Below are 17,085 nucleotides of genomic sequence, written 5' to 3'. Positions count from 1 at the left end.
CTGCGGAGGCCGTTACTCTTTATTGAGATCGCTTAACAGGACGGCGATGCTTTGGCCTCCCGCCGTTTGTTCAAGCGCAATTTTGACAATAATCGTCAACGGCACGGAAAGCAGCATTCCCACCGGTCCTAACAACCATCCCCAAAAAATTAACGACAAAAAAACTACCAGTGTGGAAAGCCCCAGTCCGCGCCCCATGATGCGCGGCTCCAGAATATTGCCGAAGACCAGATTAATCAGCAGATATCCCGCCAGTACCAGTAACGCCTCATAGAAACCATTAAACACCAGTACCTGAGCGATAGGGGGGATAGCCGCGAGAACCGAACCAATGTTAGGGATGTAATTAAGCGCGAAGGCCAGTAATCCCCAGACAAAAGCGAAGCGAACATCGAGTGCGGCGAGCATCGCCCAGGCGACCAGACCGGTGATGATGCTGATGGCTGTTTTCAGCACCAGATAATGCGACACACTGTCAATGGCGCGCTGGATCGCCGCCATACCTTCAACCGGGCGTGCCATCATTTGCTGGAGTTTGCCGGGAAGTTGTGGCACTTCGAGCAGCATAAACAGCACCGTCAGCAACAATAAAAATATGGATGACATGGCATTAGATAACTGTGTCAGCAAGTTGGTGAGCAACGTCATCGCCGCGTTCGGATCAATGTAATGCGCCAGTTGGTCAACCGAGACATCAATACCCGCGCGTTGTAATAAAGGCTCCAGAACTTGCAGAGGCTTTATGATTGAGCTGCGATACTGTGGCAAAGTGCGGGTCAGCTCATTAAGCGTTGAGCCGAGATAGGCCAGTAATAGCACCATCGCCATCACGATGATTATCATTAAAATCGACACAGCCAACACACGCGGCACGCGCCAACGAACCATGCGTTGTACCAGCGGATGAAGAATGACTGCGATAAATAGGGCAAGGATAAAGGGTACGATGATATCGGCGGCAAAACGGATACCGCAGAGAATAATGACCAGCATTCCCAACATAATGACTATTTTTAGACCATTGAGCGTGATGATCGGCTTTGCCATGCGTATCCCCGTTTTTTCTTCCTTCGCTAATAATATTTTCTTTTTAGCCGTGGCATTATAACGAAAATCAAACTCCTCAGGTAAAGAAATGAAAATGTTTTGAGTTAATTCTTAAGCTATGATACAAATCAGACGTGTACAACTACCGAGGACAATTATCATCCGCGATGACGAGAAGCAACACTGCGGATAATTGTAATATTATGGACAATTTGTTCAGGACGTTATTTTCTACATTTACTCATTTTCGTACCTCAACCACCATCTTGCTCGCAGGTGAGCAACACTGGCGCAACGCGCTTTAGTCCCTTCCTCTGCCAAAGCTGGCGCTCTGCGCTGGGCTGAATACTTTTCTTTTGGTTTCGCTGAGTCGAGCGAATGTTAAAATAATTCTCTTGCAGGGGAAGGACGATGTATATTTATTGGGTTTTATTAGGTCTGGCTATTGCCACAGAAATTACCGGCACGCTGTCAATGAAATGGGCGAGCGTTAGTGAGGGAAGCGGCGGTTTTATTTTAATGCTGGTGATGATTTCGCTGTCATATATATTTCTCTCTTTCGCCGTGAAAAAAATAGCACTTGGCGTGGCTTATGCTCTGTGGGAAGGTATCGGTATTTTATTTATTACGCTATTTAGTGTTCTGTTATTTGACGAAAGCTTATCGCTGCTAAAAATTGCCGGGTTAACAACCCTGGTGCTCGGGATTGTGTTGATTAAATCTGGTACTCGCAAAGTGCGTAAACCCTCGCTGGAGGTGAATCATGGCGCAGTTTGAATGGGTTCACGCCGCCTGGCTGGCACTGGCAATCGTGCTGGAAATCATTGCTAACGTCTTTTTGAAATTTTCTGACGGCTTTCGCCGCAAAGTCTATGGCTTGCTTTCGCTGGCAGCGGTGCTTGCGGCCTTTAGCTCACTCTCCCAGGCAGTAAAGGGCATAGATTTGTCGGTGGCGTATGCGTTGTGGGGTGGATTTGGTATTGCTGCCACGTTAGCCGCTGGTTGGATCTTGTTTGGTCAACGTTTAAATCGCAAAGGCTGGGTTGGTCTGGTCTTGCTGTTGGCTGGAATGATTATGGTGAAACTCGCCTGATGACCACGCTGCCCGATAATGCGGGCAGCGTTTGAACGTTATTTCCGGGTCAGTTCTTCCAGTTTGTCGCGAAAACCGGTGACAGAAATGGCCCGGTTATCGGCGCGCCAGCGATCTTTCGCTGCAGGAGCTGAACTTTGTACCCCAATTAACTGCCAGCCGTCATCAGTATGAAGCATCAGTGGCGAACCACTGTCACCTGGTAGGGTATCGCACTGGTGCGACATTACCGAGGTTTGCGCCCAGCCGGTTATTTCGCAATTTTGATGACTGTACAACGTATCGAGATGATCTTCAGGGTATCCCGCCTGAGTCACTTTACGACCCGCAGCTTTTAATGCAGCGGTAAGCGCGGTTTTATCTCCCTCAAATAACGGCAACGGCGTAATGCCCGAAGGGGGATTGCGCAGCACAATCAAACCGAAATCCCACGGCGCGGCTGCGGGGGGAACAATCCAGCCATCCCCATCCGGCTTTAACCGCTTCCCTAGCGTCGGATCAACGCGGCCTTCGATGTCGTGGATCTCATAGCGCCAAAGACCTTTATTTGACACAAAACGCAACGCAACTGCTTTATCCGCTTTGCCCTTCGGCGGCGTTAATAAACAGTGTCCTGCCGTTAATGCCAGGTTCGGCGCAATTAGCGTCGCCGTACACAAATTGCCGCTGGCCGTTTCTAGTTGCCCAACCGCATCCCACGGCGATTGGCTCGTGTTATTTACTGATACACGATCATCATGACCAAAAAATAGGGTGCTGACCTCATTATTGGTCGATTTATGATCGTCCGGTTTATCCGCAAACACAAATGCAGATGTCAGACTAATTGCACCCAGTACTACAGCAATGGTTGTACGCATATCACACTCTGGTGAGTAATTATGATTATTAAAAGCAAACCCTCGTAAATACTATAGACGGGACGGAATGAAAGTGGGAGTAAAATCAGATAACTACGCTCAGGAAAGATAAAAACAGGTGGCAATCAGGGCGCATAAAATAAGGGTGATAAGAATGAACTCAAAGCGATAACGGCCCACCATAGTACCCTCCGCTAAAGGCGGTGTTAAACGTTATCCGTTTAACACCGTAATTTTCAGGCGCGAGGGGGCGCGCCATTATTACTGCCGAAAACTTACGCGGCTGGTTGTCCAACTGGTTTTGCAGATTGCTGCTGGCTGTGTTTTTTGCTGTGCTTTTTGGCTGCCTGTGCTTTTTGCTCAGGCGCTTTCTGTTCATTTTTCGCTTTTTTATGATGCTTTTTAGCCGCCTGCGCTTTTTGGGCAGGCGCCGCTTTATGCTGTTTTTTATGATGCGTTGTTTTTGCAGCCGCTGCTTTGGTGACTGTAGCAGTCGGAGCAGGCGTGGTCGCAGTTTCTGCAGCAAATGCGACAGAAGAGAGACCCATAGTAGCGGCAACAACCAGAGCTAATACTTTTTTCATTGTCATACCCTCAATTTTGTTTTTTATGCAACCCCACTGCGGGGCCGATGTCATGACTATATCTCTGGAAGTGACAGGTTTCCGTGAGTGGTTGGTTTCGGCATGTAACGATATGTACAAAGCGGATAACGATGACGAAGGAAATAATAACGCATTGTGATGTAAGGCGAATTTCCCACCAATATCGGTAGTATTGAAATACTTAACTTTTTCGCTACCTATAAATTGGTAGAATCACTGTGTATTTGCAATAAATGACACACAGCAAAATGAATCCGCTAATTTGGGTATTTATTATCCTGATGACGTTAGATGCTCTGCGAGAAATGGCAGGCGCTTCGTCTATTTTGGGGTGGTTATTAACGTTGAGTTGAGCAAGCAATAAGTCCGGACAGAAATTTAACACATCGTCCGGACTTATTTTTTCAGGCGTGCAGCCGATGATGTAAACGTGTTCCGACCAGAATAGCGACCACCAGCATCAGGGCAATAAATGCACCGACGCCGTTCCAGCCATAGTTATGCCAGAAGACGCCACCTAATGTTCCGGCAATGCTTGAACCCAGGTAGTAACAGAATAGATAAAGCGAGGAAGCCTGGCCTTTGGCGCGTTTAGCACGAGGGCCAATCCAGCTACTGGCAACAGAATGAGCGGCAAAAAATCCGCTTGAGAAAAGCATCATACCGATAAAAATGAGCCAAAGTGAGCTGAACAATGTCAGGATAAGACCCAAAAGCATAACACCTGTCGAAAATAACATCACCGGGCCACGACCGAAGCGGGTAGTCATGGTGCCTGCTTTTGGCGAACTCCAGGTGCCTGTCAAATAGACCAGCGATAATAACCCAACCACTGCCTGGCTAACATGCCATGGGGAGAGCATCAACCGATAGCCGATGTAATTAAACAGCGTTACGAATGAGCCCATCAGCAAAAAACCTTCGACGAATAATAAGGGGAGTCCCCGATCGCGCCAGTGCAGACGGAAGTTAATAAACAGTGTTTTTGGGCGCAGCGAAGAAGGACGGAAATGACGTGATTCCGGGAGAATTTTCCAGAACATTAACGCCGAGGTCAGGGCGAAACAGCCGATAGCCGCCAGCGCAATTCGCCAGTTAAAGAAGTCAGTAAATACACCGCTGATTAAGCGCCCGCTCATGCCGCCAATCGAGTTGCCGCTGATATACAGTCCCATTGAAAAGGCCACAAAACTGGGGTGGATCTCTTCGCTAAGGTAGGTCATACCAACAGCAGCTACACCACTTAACGACAGGCCAATCAAGGCGCGCATAATCAAAATGCCGTGCCAGCTGGTCATTATTGTCGAAAGTAACGTACAGATGGAGGCCAACAGTAGCGCCGTCACCATCACTGGCTTGCGACCAATGGCATCGGATAGCGGGCCAGTAAACAGCAAACCGATAGCTAACATCGCCGTTGAAATGGACAGTGAAATACTACTGTTAGCAGGCGTTAAGCCAAATTCTTGCGAAAGCACCGGAAGAATAGGTTGCACGCAATAGAGAAGCGCGAAGGTTGCCAGCCCGGCAGAGAATAGCGCCAGGGTGACACGCATAAATTGCGGTGTACCGCGTTTAATGAATTCGTTTGGCTGGGAAAGGGGTTGCTCGTCAGTGTCGCTTGCCGGAGCGCCATCAACAGTTGTAGTACGACTCACTTGAAATCCTTGCTAATTATGCCCGTGATGTGGGATTAGGAATAGAGTAGGAAAATCGAATTGTTATGTCTAATATATTAATAATCTCAAATAAGATGTTTAAGATATGAATATTGAATTGCGTCACCTCCGGTACTTTGTTGCCGTTGCGGAAGAGCTGCATTTTGGACGCGCGGCTGCCCGCCTGAACATTTCGCAACCGCCGCTAAGTCAGCAGATTCAGGCTCTGGAGCAACAAATTGGCGCGCGACTGTTGGCACGAACCAACCGCAGCGTGCTGCTTACGGCAGCAGGAAAGCAGTTCCTTGCTGATAGTCGGCAAATCCTGTCTATGGTGGATGACGCAGCCGCTCGCGCTGAGCGTCTGCATCAGGGAGAGGCGGGAGAGTTACGCATTGGCTTTACCTCGTCGGCACCCTTTATTCGCGCAGTGTCTGATACCTTATCGCTATTTCGCTGTGAATTTCCTGATGTTCATTTGCAGACGCGTGAGATGAATACTCGCGAGCAAATAGACCCTCTTACCGAAGGGACGCTCGATATGGGGTTGTTACGAAACACTGTGTTGCCGGAGACGCTGGATCACGCGGTTATTGTGCATGAACCGCTTATGGCGATGATCCCGCACGATCATCCTTTGGCAAATAAACCGAAGGTAACGCTGGCGGAACTGGCAAAAGAACCGTTTGTTTTTTTTGATCCGCACGTAGGGACGGGGCTGTATGACGACATTATTGGCCTGATGCGGCGTTATAATCTGACTCCGGTCATCACCCAGGAAGTGGGCGAGGCGATGACGATCATCGGTCTGGTTTCCGCCGGTCTTGGTGTTTCGATTTTGCCCGCCTCTTTTAAACGTGTCCAACTCAATGAAATGCGCTGGTTACCTATTGCTGAAGAGGATGCGGTTTCTGAAATGTGGCTGGTTTGGCCAAAGCATCGTGAACAAAGCCCGGCAGCGCGAAACTTTCGTATTCAGCTGATGAATGCACTCCGGTGAGGGATAATTCAGCAAAAAAAACCGAAAAATGTGCTGTCAATCACATGACGAAGTAAAAATTTGACGACGCATATTGAAGTACTTCACCATAACCTACAGATTATTTCGGAGCGCGAAAATATAGGGAGTATGCGGTGGTTGCTGAAAACCAGCCTGGGCACATTGATCAAATAAAGCAGACCAACGCGGGCGCGGTTTACCGCCTGATTGATCAGCTTGGTCCAGTTTCGCGTATCGATCTTTCCCGGCTGGCGCAACTGGCGCCAGCCAGTATCACCAAAATTGTCCGTGAAATGCTCGAAGCGCACCTGGTGCAAGAGCTGGAAATTAAAGAAGCGGGGAACCGTGGTCGTCCAGCGGTGGGGCTAGTGGTTGAAACCGAAGCCTGGCACTATCTTTCTTTGCGCATTAGTCGCGGGGAGATTTTCCTTGCCCTGCGCGATCTGAGCAGCAAACTGGTGGTGGAAGAGTCGCAGGAGCTGGCGTTGAAAGATGACTCGCCACTGCTGGATCGCATCATTAATCATATTGATCAGTTTTTTATCCGCCATCAGAAAAAACTGGAGCGTCTAACTTCGATTGCCATAACCTTGCCGGGAATTATTGATACGGAAAATGGCATTGTGCATCGTATGCCGTTCTATGAGGACGTAAAAGAGATGCCGCTCGGCGAAGTACTGGAGCAGCACACCGGTGTACCGGTTTATATTCAGCATGATATTAGCGCATGGACGATGGCTGAGGCCTTGTTCGGCGCATCACGCGGAGCACGCGATGTGATTCAGGTGGTGATTGATCACAACGTGGGTGCTGGTGTGATTACCGATGGTCATTTGCTACACGCGGGAAGCAGTAGCCTTGTGGAAATTGGTCACACTCAGGTCGATCCCTACGGGAAACGCTGTTATTGCGGTAACCACGGCTGCCTGGAAACCATTGCTAGTGTTGATAGTATTCTTGAGCTTGCACAATTACGTTTGAATCAATCTATGAGTTCGATGTTACATGGGCAGCCATTAACTGTGGATTCATTGTGTCTGGCTGCGTTGCAGGGCGATCTGCTGGCAAAAGATATTATTACTGGCGTGGGGACGCACGTCGGGCGGATTCTTGCCATTATGGTGAATTTATTCAACCCACAAAAAATACTGATTGGTTCGCCGCTAAGCAAAGCTGCGGAGATCCTGTTCCCTGTAATTTCTGACAGTATCCGTCAGCAGGCGCTTCCCGCCTACAGCCAGCATATTAGCGTCGAGAGCACCCAGTTCTCTAATCAGGGGACGATGGCGGGGGCGGCGTTGGTAAAAGACGCGATGTATAACGGTTCTTTGTTGATTCGTCTGTTGCAGGGTTAACATTTTTTAACTGTTCTACCAAAATTTGCGCTATCTCAAATTGAGCCAGGAACGCATAACTTAGACTTCCAAAGTTGAATTATTTTCCTGGCTTATATTTGTGAAGCATAACGGTGGAGTTAGTGATGCTGAAGCGTTTCTTTATAACAGGTACAGACACTTCTGTGGGGAAAACAGTGGTTTCCCGCGCATTGCTACAAGCGTTAGCCTCCCAGGGAAAAACGGTTGCGGGGTATAAACCCGTGGCGAAGGGGAGCAAAGAGACACCTGATGGGCTACGTAATAAAGATGCCCTGGTGTTGCAGAGTGTTTCATCAATTGAACTGCCTTATGAAGCAGTCAATCCCATAGCGTTAAGCGAAGAAGAAAGCAGTGTGGCGCACAGTTGCCCGATCAATTACACCCTTATTTCAAATGGCCTGGCTAATCTGACTGATAAAGTCGACCATGTGGTTGTTGAAGGTACTGGTGGCTGGCGTAGCCTGATGAATGACCTGCGTCCGCTCTCTGAATGGGTGGTTCAGGAGCAGCTACCCGTGTTGATGGTGGTAGGTATTCAGGAAGGTTGTATTAACCATGCGCTTCTGACCGCACAGGCGATTGCCAACGACGGACTGCCGCTGATTGGCTGGGTGGCTAACCGTATCAACCCAGGGTTAGCACATTACGCTGAAATCATTGATGTATTGGGTAAAAAACTCCCGGCACCGCTTATTGGTGAGCTTCCTTATCTGCCTCGCGCAGAACAGCGTGAACTGGGGCAATATATCCGCTTATCCATGCTGCGTAGTGTGCTAGCGGTAGATAGAGTCACGATGTAACGTCCGCGACATTACTGACGCAATCACACAAGCAATCAATAAACCGGGGAGTAGCTGATACTCCCCGGTCATTTCACATATCATCAGTGTCGACATAATGGGTGCATGTGTAGTCGCAGCCAGTAGTGTTGCCATCCCGGTTAGCCCAAGTAAAAGCGTAATTCCTTCACTGTCAGTAAACCATAACCCCAGGCTCCGGGCATACAACATGCCAATTGCCAGTCCGATAAATAAGGTCGGCGTAAACACGCCCCCAGGCGCGCCGGAACCACTGCTGGCCAGCACGGCAACTAGCTTGCAGAGGAAGATCACGGCAATGCCCATAAACAGTGGCGGGGCTGTTAAAAAGGATTGCACCGTACTATAGCCGTTGCCCCACACGGCAGGAGTGAGCAGGGAAAGCAGACCCACGATTAACCCTCCCAATGCCAGTTGCCAGGGCGGTGCAAGTTTTAGATTAATAAAACCCTGATGACTGGCGTTCATTAGCTTTAAAAACAATGGACCGCACAAACCCATCAGCACGCCTGTACTGATAATCAGTGCATAGTCACGAGCCTGAATCCTCATGGAGAGTTGCACGCTGTAGAGCAAAGCATTGCTGTGATTAAGAAGATTGCTAATAAGCAATGCCACTACGGCAGAGATTACTACTGGTGCAAGGGAGGCCAGCATCATGGTGCCAAACAATACTTCGGCAATAAATAAACTCCCGGCAAGTGGGGCGCGATAGGCTGCTGCCATCCCCGCAGCCGCGCCACAGGCAATCCACAATTTCCACTCTTCGCGTGGGGTAAAACGTTGGGCAAACCAGGATGCAGCAAGTGCCGCCAACAGGATCATCGCACCTTCACGACCAATGGCGCTGCCGCTGGTCACCACCAGCAAAGAAGCGAAGGATTTAATCAGACTGGTGGCGTAATCAAACTGCCCATCGGTTTGTAACGCCTCCATATAATCGGTAGGCGCATGGGGGCGTTGTTGAGTGAGTTTCTGCCAACCCATCAGCAACAAACCAGCCGCCAGTCCGCCGAGCGCCGGCGTTAGCAGCCGACGCCACGGAGAAAGGTTCGTTGCTGCATTGACCAGACTGCCGGAGTCATTATTGAGGAACAGCCACTCCAGTAGCAGCATCGCATGACGAAACCCTGCAACGGCAAAGGCCGCCAGAATGCCTACGACCATTGCGATAAGCAGGCGGCGGAACATGGTGCGCAGATCCGGGTAGACATGTAGATGTTGCATGAGCAGAAACGGCAAATTAAACACGGGTCTCTATTTTGCGGGAAAAGAAGCCTGGCGCAAAAGCTGTGCGTGCTTTATGTGGTATTAATCGTGACGTTGTCACTTACTGGAGCCGAAAGGCGTGCAGTTTACGCCCTTCGGTCTTACTCAGGATTATTCAGCGAAACAGGGGTTTTACCGCGACAGGAATCAGCAACTGTGACTGCCATTGTGTCAGCGTTAAACGAGCCAGCTCACCGAGCGTGCGATAAAAAGGGTGTTCCGCCTTCTCGATAAACACCTCAAGAAAGCGTGTTGACCACGGTAAAAGATGCCAGGCCAACAACTCTTCGCACTCGGTCTGACGACCGTTCTCTGCCAGCCATGCTGCCATCAACAGCAGCGAACCAAAATGATCTTCCGGTTCGTTTTGTTTCATTTCAAACTGAATGCCTTTTTCGCGCATCCATTGACGAAGCGCCAAAGTAGAATCGCCAAACAGCACCGATTCGCGATCCAGCCAGACAGATCCCCACGGAGGAGAGGGTAGCGCCCACGGCCCGACAAATAATCGTTGCCAGGCCTGAGTACGCGACTCTTCACATTCTTCCTTAAAAGCCGTTGCCAGCGGCGCTAATGACGTTTGTGATAAAGGCCACTGGGTGACCCAATCGTCACTGGTTAGCGCAGAAACCAGTGGAGAGGCTTCTTTACTCTCAGGAGCGTAATAAAACAGCGCGCCCAGCACGCGCGCCGCGACAGAAAAATTATCTTGTTGTGAGAAATGCGTCATTCCTATCATCCTGAAACGTGCGGTTTATCCCGCACCAATTTGTTAACCTGCGATGGTCATTCCGGGCATTATGTGCAGGCCATAAACGAGCGCACGCCCGATCATCTCACCGCAGGTGTCCCAGCTAGCGGACACTGCCTGCGCATAACAATACCACACGGCAGGCCTGATATGATGCGTAAGCATCGTATCAGGCAGTCACAGGTTTATTAATGCGATTCAGCAGGCTCATTATCATGGGTTGGCTGGGTGTGGGCAGAAACATTACCGCTGGTGGTGCGGGTGTAGAGAATTTTATGCGTGTCGTTAGCGCAATGCCCGACGACCTGTGAATCAGGCTGGTCGACCTGATCATTCGGCACAATACTTAAAGTGAAGCCACTTTCTGGTACGCCGTTATTGATAATACGCTGTGAAATATCACTTTTTATGCGCTCACATGAATCCGACGCGGCGAGCACTGTGGATGAGGCCAGGGTGAGCAGAAGTGCGGCACTGCAGGCTATGATTTTCATCATTGGCTCCTTACGTGAATATTACTAAATAAGCATAGCATTTCACGTGTAAATTACTGTATTTACTACTATGATTGAGAATCATCTCTACTGTCTGGTGATTGATGTGAATTACAAATTACTGCCATGTTTGCTTGCGATAATACTCACAGGATGTGACCGTACAGAGGTAACTCTTTCATTAACGCCAGAAATGGCCAGTTTCTCTAATGAATTTGATTTTGACCCGCTGCGTGGGCCGGTTAAAGATTTCACTCAGACGTTAATGAATGAGCAAGGGGAAGTCACGAAACGTGTTTCGGGAAATTTATCGGAAGAGGGCTGTTTTGATTCCCTCGAATTACTGGATCTGGAAAATAATACCGTGATTACCCTGGTGTTGGATGCAAATTATTACCGGGATGCACAGACGCTGGAGAAAAGAGTACGTCTACAGGGAAAATGCCAGTTAGCAGAATTACCTTCTGCCGGTGTAAGTTGGGAAACTGATGATAATGGTTTCGTGGTTAAGGCCAGCAGCAAACAGATGCAGATGGAATATCACTATGATGATCAGGGTTATCCGCTGGGGAAAACGACGAAAAGTAACGACAAAACGTTATCTGTCAGCGCCACGCCATCAACGGACCCGATCAAAAAACTGGATTATACGGCAATTACTTTACTGAATAATCAACAGGTTGGTAATGTCAGACAGACTTGTGAATATGACAGCCACGCGAATCCAGTGGACTGCCAATTAATCATTGTGGATGAGGGAGTAAAACCCGCCGTCGAACGGGTTTACACCATCAAAAATACCATTGATTATTATTAATACTATTGCGCGGTCGGTTTTAGTAGAGTTTGCCCTTGCGTTTTATGTTCCGCCAGATACTGATGCTGGAATATGCACATGCGAATGGCATTACGATATTGACCGTTAATAAAGAATTCATGCATCAGTTCACCTTCGACCGTAAAACCGAGCTTACGATATATATGAATCGCTTTCTCATTCTCTTTATCAACAATCAGATAAAGCTTATAAAGATTAAGAACAGTGAAACCATAATCCATCGCTAATTTCGCGGCGCGGGTTGCCAGACCTTTACCCTGGTATTCCGGGGAGATGATTATCTGAAATTCTGCGCGGCGATGGACGTGGTTAATTTCTACCAGTTCCACCAGACCTGCCTTTTCGCCATCACATTCCACGACGAAACGACGTTCACTCTGATCGTGAATATGTTTATCGTACAGATCAGAGAGTTCAACGAAGGCTTCGTAGGGCTCCTCAAACCAGTAACGCATCACGCTGGCGTTATTGTCGAGTTGATGCACATAGCGTAAATCTTCACGCTCCAGCGGACGTAGCTTAACACTGTGGGCGCTAGTCATAACGTGTCCTTACATTCCTTATATCAATAACAGGTTAGGGGATGATTACGCGACCAGTACGACGATCCAGGCAGCGTAAAGTATTCGGCTCCCAGTAGGCATTAATGTTGGCACTCTGCTCGCATTTATCGCGGTTATCAAATGCGGCGTCAGCTTTATCCCATTCTTTCTCGGTGCGTTTGTTGATTTTTTGACGCAGATTACGCGTGTCATTCCATTGCTCTTTTTCCATTGCTGCCTGCTGGCGACTCTGTGCGCTGTCGCCAGATTCAATCACCAGTTTGTTGGTTTCTGCATGGGTAGTTGCGCTAAATGCCAGTGCGCAAGGCAGCAGAAAAGCGAGCAGGCTGAGTTTTTTGCAGAGAGTGATATTCATGATCTATTCCTTACATGAATGATTAAGGGCGATTTTACACGATCCACTGTGAACGCGAAACGTACCAGAGGATGTCTATGTTGATGATATTATGTCGTCCTATAAATATACATGATGTCAATGAGTGACAAAGATGATTAAAACAACGTTACTGTTTTTTGCTACCGCTTTGTGTGAAATCATTGGTTGTTTTTTGCCCTGGCTGTGGCTGAAACGGAATGCCAGTGTCTGGTTGTTGGTTCCGGCGGGAATTTCCCTGGCGCTTTTCGTCTGGCTGTTAACGTTGCATCCAGCAGCAAGTGGGCGAGTTTATGCAGCATATGGCGGTGTTTATGTCTGTACGGCGCTCCTGTGGCTGCGGGTTGTGGATGGAGTGAAGCTCAGTCTCTACGACTGGACGGGAGCGATAATTGCACTTTTCGGCATGTTGATTATTGTTGCTGGCTGGGGACGCGCCTGACTTATCTGATATAACTCATGTTTTGTTATCAATAATATACGCACTAGTCGATCCCCGAAAAAACAATAAAGTTTGACTGTTTTTAGAACTATTCACGGCGCAAATATGCGCCTTTTTTTGTGATCGCTCTGGCTTTTCTTGATCTTAATACTTGTATGGTAGTAGCTCAGTTGCGTAGATTTCATGCATCACGACAAGCGATGCAAGGAATAGAACATGAAGATCGTAGGGGCTGAAGTTTTTGTTACCTGTCCGGGACGTAATTTCGTCACCTTAAAAATCACCACCGAGGACGGTATTACCGGTCTTGGTGATGCCACTCTGAACGGGCGCGAACTTTCCGTTGCGTCCTATTTGCAGGATCATATCTGTCCGCAACTTATAGGCCGCGATGCCCATCGTATCGAAGATATCTGGCAGTTTTTCTATAAAGGCGCTTACTGGCGTCGCGGCCCTGTCACCATGTCGGCTATTTCCGCTGTTGATATGGCGCTGTGGGACATTAAAGCCAAAGCCGCAAACATGCCGCTTTACCAACTGTTAGGTGGGGCTTCCCGTGAAGGCGTAATGGTCTATTGTCATACCACCGGTCACAGTATTGATGAAGCACTGGATGATTACGCTCGCCATCAAGAACTGGGATTCAAAGCTATCCGCGTGCAGTGCGGTATTCCCGGTATGAAAACGACTTACGGTATGTCCAAAGGAAAAGGGCTGGCTTATGAACCCGCGACCAAAGGGCAGTGGCCAGAAGAGCAGTTGTGGTCAACGGAAAAATATCTCGACTTTATGCCAAAACTGTTCGACGCAGTGCGCAATAAGTTTGGCTTTAATGAGCATGTACTGCATGACATGCACCATCGTTTAACACCCATTGAGGCGGCACGCTTTGGCAAAAGTATTGAAGATTATCGCCTGTTCTGGATGGAAGATCCGACACCCGCAGAAAACCAGGAGTGCTTCCGACTCATTCGCCAACATACCGTAACGCCAATTGCGGTGGGGGAAGTCTTTAACAGCATCTGGGACTGCAAACAGCTGATTGAAGAACAACTCATCGACTATATCCGTACAACGCTGACCCACGCTGGCGGCATCACAGGTATGCGCAGAATTGCCGATTTTGCTTCGCTTTACCAGGTACGTACTGGTTCACATGGTCCTTCCGATTTGTCGCCAGTCTGCATGGCTGCGGCGTTGCACTTTGACCTGTGGGTGCCGAATTTCGGCGTCCAGGAGTATATGGGCTATTCAGAACAAATGCTTGAAGTCTTCCCGCACAACTGGAGCTTCGATAACGGCTATATGCATCCTGGTGATAAGCCAGGCATTGGTATCGAATTCGATGAAAAGCTGGCGGCGAAATATCCCTACGAACCTGCCTATCTGCCAGTCGCACGTCTGGAAGATGGCACGCTATGGAACTGGTAAGGAGTCATACAATAATGAAAAGTATTTTAATTGAAAAACCGAATCAACTGGCGATTATCGAACGTGAAATTCCGACCCCGGCAGTGGGTGAAGTACGAGTAAAAGTGAAACTCGCAGGAATTTGTGGATCGGATAGTCACATTTATCGCGGTCATAATCCGTTTGCGAAATATCCGCGCGTCATTGGTCACGAATTTTTTGGTGTGATTGATGCCGTAGGTGAAGGTGTGGATAACGCCAGAGTTGGCGAACGTGTTGCGGTAGATCCCGTAGTCAGCTGCGGACATTGTTATCCATGCTCAATGGGTAAACCCAACGTTTGCACAACTTTAGCTGTATTAGGTGTTCACGCTGATGGCGGTTTTAGCGAATATGCAGTCGTTCCGGCGAAGAATGCGTGGAAAATTCCCGATGGGGTGGCTGATCAGTTCGCTGTAATGATCGAACCTTTTACCATTGCGGCGAACGTTACTGGACACGGTCAGCCGACTGAAGATGACACCGTGCTGGTTTATGGTGCCGGCCCGATTGGTCTGACTATCGTTCAGGTATTGAAAGGTGTTTATAACGTTAAAAATGTGATTGTCGCCGATCGTATTGATGAACGACTGGATAAAGCGAAAGAGAGCGGGGCAGACTGGGCGATTAATAACAGCCAGACATCGCTTGGCGAAATATTCGCTGAAAAGGGCATCAAACCAACATTAATTATTGATGCTGCTTGCCATCCTTCCATTTTGAAAGAAGCGGTTATGCTGGCTTCTCCGGCGGCACGAATTGTGTTAATGGGCTTCTCCAGTGAACCGTCTGAAGTCATTCAGCAGGGAATTACCGGCAAGGAACTCTCTATTTTTTCTTCCCGGTTAAATGCCAATAAATTCCCGGTAGTTATCGACTGGTTAAGCAAAGGGTTAATTAATCCTGATAAATTAATTACCCATACATTTGATTATCTGCATGTTGCTGATGCCATTTCATTATTTGAAAAGGATCAAAAGCATTGTTGCAAAGTTTTACTCACGTTTTCTGAATAATACCAATAATAGCGAATAAGTATTACGCATCTTACCTCTTATTTAGAGATAACAATTATGACAATAGATAAACATGAAAGAAGCACTAAGGATTTAGTGAAGGCAGCGATATCAGGATGGTTAGGTACGGCACTTGAATTTATGGATTTTCAGTTATACTCGCTCGGTGCAGCGTTAGTATTCCATGAAATATTTTTTCCGGAATCGTCAACCGCAATGGCGTTAATTCTGGCAATGGGAACTTACGGTGCTGGTTATGTTGCACGTATTGTCGGAGCATTTATTTTCGGCAAAATGGGCGACAGAATAGGGCGTAAAAAAGTGCTCTTTATTACCATCACCATGATGGGGATCTGTACTACCTTAATTGGTGTGTTGCCGACCTATGCGCAGATTGGTGTTTTTGCGCCAATCTTGCTGGTGACGTTGCGTATTATTCAGGGGCTGGGGGCAGGTGCGGAAATTTCCGGTGCCGGTACGATGCTGGCGGAATATGCGCCGAAAGGTAAGCGCGGAATTATCTCCTCATTTGTGGCTATGGGTACTAACTGCGGAACCTTGAGCGCAACGGCAATCTGGGCCTTTATGTTCTTTATTCTTAGTAAAGAAGAACTGCTGGCATGGGGATGGCGTATACCGTTCCTGGCGAGCGTTGTCGTGATGGTCTTTGCTATCTGGTTGCGAATGAACCTGAAAGAAAGCCCGGTTTTTGAGAAGGTTAACGACAGCAACCAACCTACAGCAAAACCTGCACCTGTCGGTAGCATGTTCCAGAGCAAATCCTTCTGGCTGGCAACAGGTCTGCGTTTTGGACAGGCAGGAAACTCAGGTCTGATTCAAACTTTCCTTGCTGGTTATTTAGTGCAAACTTTGCTGTTTAATAAAGCAATTCCCACAGATGCATTAATGATCAGTTCTATTATCGGTTTTATGACGATTCCTTTCCTCGGTTGGTTATCCGATAAAATTGGGCGTCGTATTCCTTATATCATTATGAATACTTCAGCTATTGTCCTGGCGTGGCCAATGCTTTCTATCATTGTAGATAAAAGCTATGCACCGGGCACCATCATGGTTGCACTCATTGTGATTCACAACTGTGCGGTGTTGGGATTATTTGCCCTGGAAAACATTACCATGGCAGAGATGTTCGGCTGTAAAAACCGCTTTACCCGAATGGCAATATCTAAAGAAATTGGTGGTCTTATCGCTTCAGGGTTTGGTCCTATTCTGGCCGGTATTTTCTGTAACATGACAGGATCCTGGTATCCGATTGCAATAATGATTATGGCTTATTCCGTCATCGGCTTAATTTCCGCGCTGAATATGCCAGAAGTTAAAGACCGCGATTTGAGTGCGCTGGAAGATGCTGCAGAAGATCAACCGCGCGTTGTAAGAGCTGCGCAACCTTCAACAAGTCTGTAAATCCAGAA

The 17,085-nt window shown here is 48.1% G+C and carries 21 protein-coding genes; 11 read left to right on the top strand and 10 right to left on the bottom strand.

What is annotated here, in order from left to right; all coding sequences use genetic code 11:
- Nucleotides 1-12: 12 nt before the first annotated feature.
- Nucleotides 13-1,047 (bottom strand): AI-2 transporter TqsA, encoded by a 1,035-nt coding sequence (tqsA, locus tag LG381_RS15800; RefSeq protein WP_001118201.1) that lies wholly within the window; start codon nucleotides 1,045-1,047, stop codon nucleotides 13-15.
- A 411-nt stretch (nucleotides 1,048-1,458) separates the two neighbouring features.
- On the opposite strand from tqsA, the gene mdtJ reads away from it, so the two are divergent.
- Together mdtJ and mdtI are read left to right on the top strand one after the other, a co-directional pair.
- Nucleotides 1,459-1,824, top strand: coding sequence for a multidrug/spermidine efflux SMR transporter subunit MdtJ (mdtJ, locus tag LG381_RS15790; protein WP_000276160.1), 366 nt, complete (start codon nucleotides 1,459-1,461; stop codon nucleotides 1,822-1,824).
- The gene (mdtI, locus tag LG381_RS15785) at nucleotides 1,811-2,140 is read left to right on the top strand and encodes a multidrug/spermidine efflux SMR transporter subunit MdtI (RefSeq protein WP_000046658.1); all 330 of its coding nucleotides are present in this window, start codon (nucleotides 1,811-1,813) and stop codon (nucleotides 2,138-2,140) included. Before mdtJ ends, mdtI begins: the two co-directional genes overlap by 14 nt.
- Before the next feature lie 38 nt (nucleotides 2,141-2,178).
- On the opposite strand, the gene LG381_RS15780 is transcribed toward mdtI, so the two are convergent.
- The 3 genes from LG381_RS15780 to asr all read right to left on the bottom strand — a co-directional run bounded on the left by LG381_RS15780 (nucleotide 2,179) and on the right by asr (nucleotide 3,584).
- Nucleotides 2,179-3,000, bottom strand: coding sequence for a serine protease (locus LG381_RS15780; protein WP_001260826.1), 822 nt, complete (start codon nucleotides 2,998-3,000; stop codon nucleotides 2,179-2,181).
- A gap of 99 nt (nucleotides 3,001-3,099) precedes the next feature.
- Nucleotides 3,100-3,183 carry a hypothetical protein gene (locus LG381_RS15775; protein ID WP_000233094.1) on the bottom strand — a complete coding sequence of 28 codons (84 nt, stop codon included), beginning with the start codon at nucleotides 3,181-3,183 and terminating at the stop codon, nucleotides 3,100-3,102.
- 92 nt (nucleotides 3,184-3,275) lie between these two features.
- Nucleotides 3,276-3,584 carry an acid resistance repetitive basic protein Asr gene (asr, locus tag LG381_RS15770; RefSeq protein WP_222680564.1) on the bottom strand — a complete coding sequence of 103 codons (309 nt, stop codon included), beginning with the start codon at nucleotides 3,582-3,584 and terminating at the stop codon, nucleotides 3,276-3,278.
- Between the two features lie 254 nt (nucleotides 3,585-3,838).
- On the opposite strand from asr, the gene LG381_RS22440 reads away from it, so the two are divergent.
- A complete protein-coding gene (locus LG381_RS22440; protein WP_353487362.1) occupies nucleotides 3,839-3,958 on the top strand; it encodes a KPN_01571 family protein in 120 nt (39 codons plus the stop codon).
- A 51-nt stretch (nucleotides 3,959-4,009) separates the two neighbouring features.
- Here the strand turns inward: LG381_RS22440 and LG381_RS15760 are convergent, their stop codons facing one another.
- Nucleotides 4,010-5,263, bottom strand: a complete 1,254-nt coding sequence (locus tag LG381_RS15760; RefSeq protein WP_225762622.1) for an MFS transporter — start codon at nucleotides 5,261-5,263, stop codon at nucleotides 4,010-4,012.
- Between the two features lie 106 nt (nucleotides 5,264-5,369).
- Between LG381_RS15760 and LG381_RS15755 the strand changes: the two genes are divergently transcribed.
- The 3 genes from LG381_RS15755 (at nucleotide 5,370) to bioD (ending at nucleotide 8,439) form a co-directional block, all read left to right on the top strand.
- A complete protein-coding gene (locus tag LG381_RS15755) occupies nucleotides 5,370-6,263 on the top strand; it encodes a LysR family transcriptional regulator (RefSeq protein WP_105279404.1) in 894 nt (297 codons plus the stop codon).
- 134 nt (nucleotides 6,264-6,397) lie between these two features.
- On the top strand, nucleotides 6,398-7,618 hold the full coding sequence (gene mlc, locus LG381_RS15750; protein ID WP_000225268.1) for a sugar metabolism global transcriptional regulator Mlc: 1,221 nt from the start codon (nucleotides 6,398-6,400) through the stop codon (nucleotides 7,616-7,618).
- A gap of 125 nt (nucleotides 7,619-7,743) precedes the next feature.
- A complete protein-coding gene (gene bioD, locus LG381_RS15745; protein WP_000919217.1) occupies nucleotides 7,744-8,439 on the top strand; it encodes a dethiobiotin synthase in 696 nt (231 codons plus the stop codon).
- Here the strand turns inward: bioD and clcB are convergent.
- From clcB to LG381_RS15730, 3 genes are all read right to left on the bottom strand, one after another.
- Entirely contained in the window at nucleotides 8,413-9,684 is a 1,272-nt protein-coding gene (gene clcB, locus LG381_RS15740; RefSeq protein WP_225762621.1) for a voltage-gated ClC-type chloride channel ClcB, read from the bottom strand. The genes bioD and clcB overlap by 27 nt on opposite strands.
- Before the next feature lie 157 nt (nucleotides 9,685-9,841).
- Nucleotides 9,842-10,456: a Tat proofreading chaperone DmsD gene (gene dmsD / locus LG381_RS15735; RefSeq protein WP_000148722.1), complete on the bottom strand. Its 615-nt coding sequence runs from the start codon at nucleotides 10,454-10,456 to the stop codon at nucleotides 9,842-9,844.
- A 209-nt stretch (nucleotides 10,457-10,665) separates the two neighbouring features.
- Nucleotides 10,666-10,971 carry a DUF1161 domain-containing protein gene (locus LG381_RS15730; RefSeq protein WP_000690952.1) on the bottom strand — a complete coding sequence of 102 codons (306 nt, stop codon included), beginning with the start codon at nucleotides 10,969-10,971 and terminating at the stop codon, nucleotides 10,666-10,668.
- Nucleotides 10,972-11,077: 106 nt separating this feature from the next.
- Here LG381_RS15730 and LG381_RS15725 point away from each other — a divergent pair, with 106 nt between their 5' ends.
- On the top strand, nucleotides 11,078-11,788 hold the full coding sequence (locus tag LG381_RS15725; RefSeq protein ID WP_077629694.1) for a YnfC family lipoprotein: 711 nt from the start codon (nucleotides 11,078-11,080) through the stop codon (nucleotides 11,786-11,788).
- Between the two features lie 2 nt (nucleotides 11,789-11,790).
- Here the strand turns inward: LG381_RS15725 and speG are convergent, their stop codons facing one another.
- Together speG and LG381_RS15715 are read right to left on the bottom strand one after the other, a co-directional pair.
- Nucleotides 11,791-12,351 carry a spermidine N1-acetyltransferase gene (gene speG, locus LG381_RS15720; RefSeq protein ID WP_000199501.1) on the bottom strand — a complete coding sequence of 187 codons (561 nt, stop codon included), beginning with the start codon at nucleotides 12,349-12,351 and terminating at the stop codon, nucleotides 11,791-11,793.
- 34 nt (nucleotides 12,352-12,385) lie between these two features.
- Complete coding sequence (locus LG381_RS15715) at nucleotides 12,386-12,727, bottom strand: DUF1283 family protein (protein ID WP_001027858.1); 342 nt, start codon at nucleotides 12,725-12,727, stop codon at nucleotides 12,386-12,388.
- Between the two features lie 133 nt (nucleotides 12,728-12,860).
- Between LG381_RS15715 and LG381_RS15710 the strand changes: the two genes are divergently transcribed.
- The 4 genes from LG381_RS15710 (at nucleotide 12,861) to ydfJ (ending at nucleotide 17,077) form a co-directional block, all read left to right on the top strand.
- Nucleotides 12,861-13,187 carry a YnfA family protein gene (locus LG381_RS15710; RefSeq protein WP_010346477.1) on the top strand — a complete coding sequence of 109 codons (327 nt, stop codon included), beginning with the start codon at nucleotides 12,861-12,863 and terminating at the stop codon, nucleotides 13,185-13,187.
- A 216-nt stretch (nucleotides 13,188-13,403) separates the two neighbouring features.
- Nucleotides 13,404-14,618 (top strand): starvation-sensing protein RspA, encoded by a 1,215-nt coding sequence (gene rspA, locus LG381_RS15705; RefSeq protein ID WP_000706278.1) that lies wholly within the window; start codon nucleotides 13,404-13,406, stop codon nucleotides 14,616-14,618.
- Between the two features lie 14 nt (nucleotides 14,619-14,632).
- Complete coding sequence (locus LG381_RS15700; protein ID WP_000836028.1) at nucleotides 14,633-15,652, top strand: Zn-dependent oxidoreductase; 1,020 nt, start codon at nucleotides 14,633-14,635, stop codon at nucleotides 15,650-15,652.
- 57 nt (nucleotides 15,653-15,709) lie between these two features.
- Entirely contained in the window at nucleotides 15,710-17,077 is a 1,368-nt protein-coding gene (gene ydfJ / locus LG381_RS15695) for an MHS family MFS transporter YdfJ (protein WP_225762620.1), read from the top strand.
- Nucleotides 17,078-17,085 lie beyond the last annotated feature (8 nt).

It is taken from the genome of Escherichia sp. Marseille-Q3837 (assembly GCF_916618735.1).
Classification (GTDB): domain Bacteria; phylum Pseudomonadota; class Gammaproteobacteria; order Enterobacterales; family Enterobacteriaceae; genus Escherichia; species Escherichia ruysiae.
Note: the sequence above shows the minus strand (reverse complement) of the source record. Positions and strands in the feature narration are given on the sequence as shown.

Bases quoted from the DNA above. Each gene is read 5' to 3' on its own strand.
- tqsA (WP_001118201.1), bottom strand. From the start codon at position 1,047: ATGGCAAAGCCGATCATCACGCTCAATGGTCTAAAAATAGTCATTATG.
- LG381_RS15780 (WP_001260826.1), bottom strand. From the start codon at position 3,000: ATGCGTACAACCATTGCTGTAGTACTGGGTGCAATTAGTCTGACATCT.
- rspA (WP_000706278.1), top strand. From the start codon at position 13,404: ATGAAGATCGTAGGGGCTGAAGTTTTTGTTACCTGTCCGGGACGTAAT.
- asr (WP_222680564.1), bottom strand. From the start codon at position 3,584: ATGAAAAAAGTATTAGCTCTGGTTGTTGCCGCTACTATGGGTCTCTCT.
- LG381_RS15700 (WP_000836028.1), top strand. From the start codon at position 14,633: ATGAAAAGTATTTTAATTGAAAAACCGAATCAACTGGCGATTATCGAA.
- mdtI (WP_000046658.1), top strand. From the start codon at position 1,811: ATGGCGCAGTTTGAATGGGTTCACGCCGCCTGGCTGGCACTGGCAATC.
- LG381_RS15775 (WP_000233094.1), bottom strand. From the start codon at position 3,183: ATGGTGGGCCGTTATCGCTTTGAGTTCATTCTTATCACCCTTATTTTA.
- dmsD (WP_000148722.1), bottom strand. From the start codon at position 10,456: ATGACGCATTTCTCACAACAAGATAATTTTTCTGTCGCGGCGCGCGTG.
- clcB (WP_225762621.1), bottom strand. From the start codon at position 9,684: ATGCAACATCTACATGTCTACCCGGATCTGCGCACCATGTTCCGCCGC.
- mdtJ (WP_000276160.1), top strand. From the start codon at position 1,459: ATGTATATTTATTGGGTTTTATTAGGTCTGGCTATTGCCACAGAAATT.
- speG (WP_000199501.1), bottom strand. From the start codon at position 12,351: ATGACTAGCGCCCACAGTGTTAAGCTACGTCCGCTGGAGCGTGAAGAT.
- LG381_RS15755 (WP_105279404.1), top strand. From the start codon at position 5,370: ATGAATATTGAATTGCGTCACCTCCGGTACTTTGTTGCCGTTGCGGAA.
- bioD (WP_000919217.1), top strand. From the start codon at position 7,744: ATGCTGAAGCGTTTCTTTATAACAGGTACAGACACTTCTGTGGGGAAA.
- ydfJ (WP_225762620.1), top strand. From the start codon at position 15,710: ATGACAATAGATAAACATGAAAGAAGCACTAAGGATTTAGTGAAGGCA.
- LG381_RS15710 (WP_010346477.1), top strand. From the start codon at position 12,861: ATGATTAAAACAACGTTACTGTTTTTTGCTACCGCTTTGTGTGAAATC.
- LG381_RS15715 (WP_001027858.1), bottom strand. From the start codon at position 12,727: ATGAATATCACTCTCTGCAAAAAACTCAGCCTGCTCGCTTTTCTGCTG.
- LG381_RS22440 (WP_353487362.1), top strand. From the start codon at position 3,839: ATGACACACAGCAAAATGAATCCGCTAATTTGGGTATTTATTATCCTG.
- LG381_RS15730 (WP_000690952.1), bottom strand. From the start codon at position 10,971: ATGAAAATCATAGCCTGCAGTGCCGCACTTCTGCTCACCCTGGCCTCA.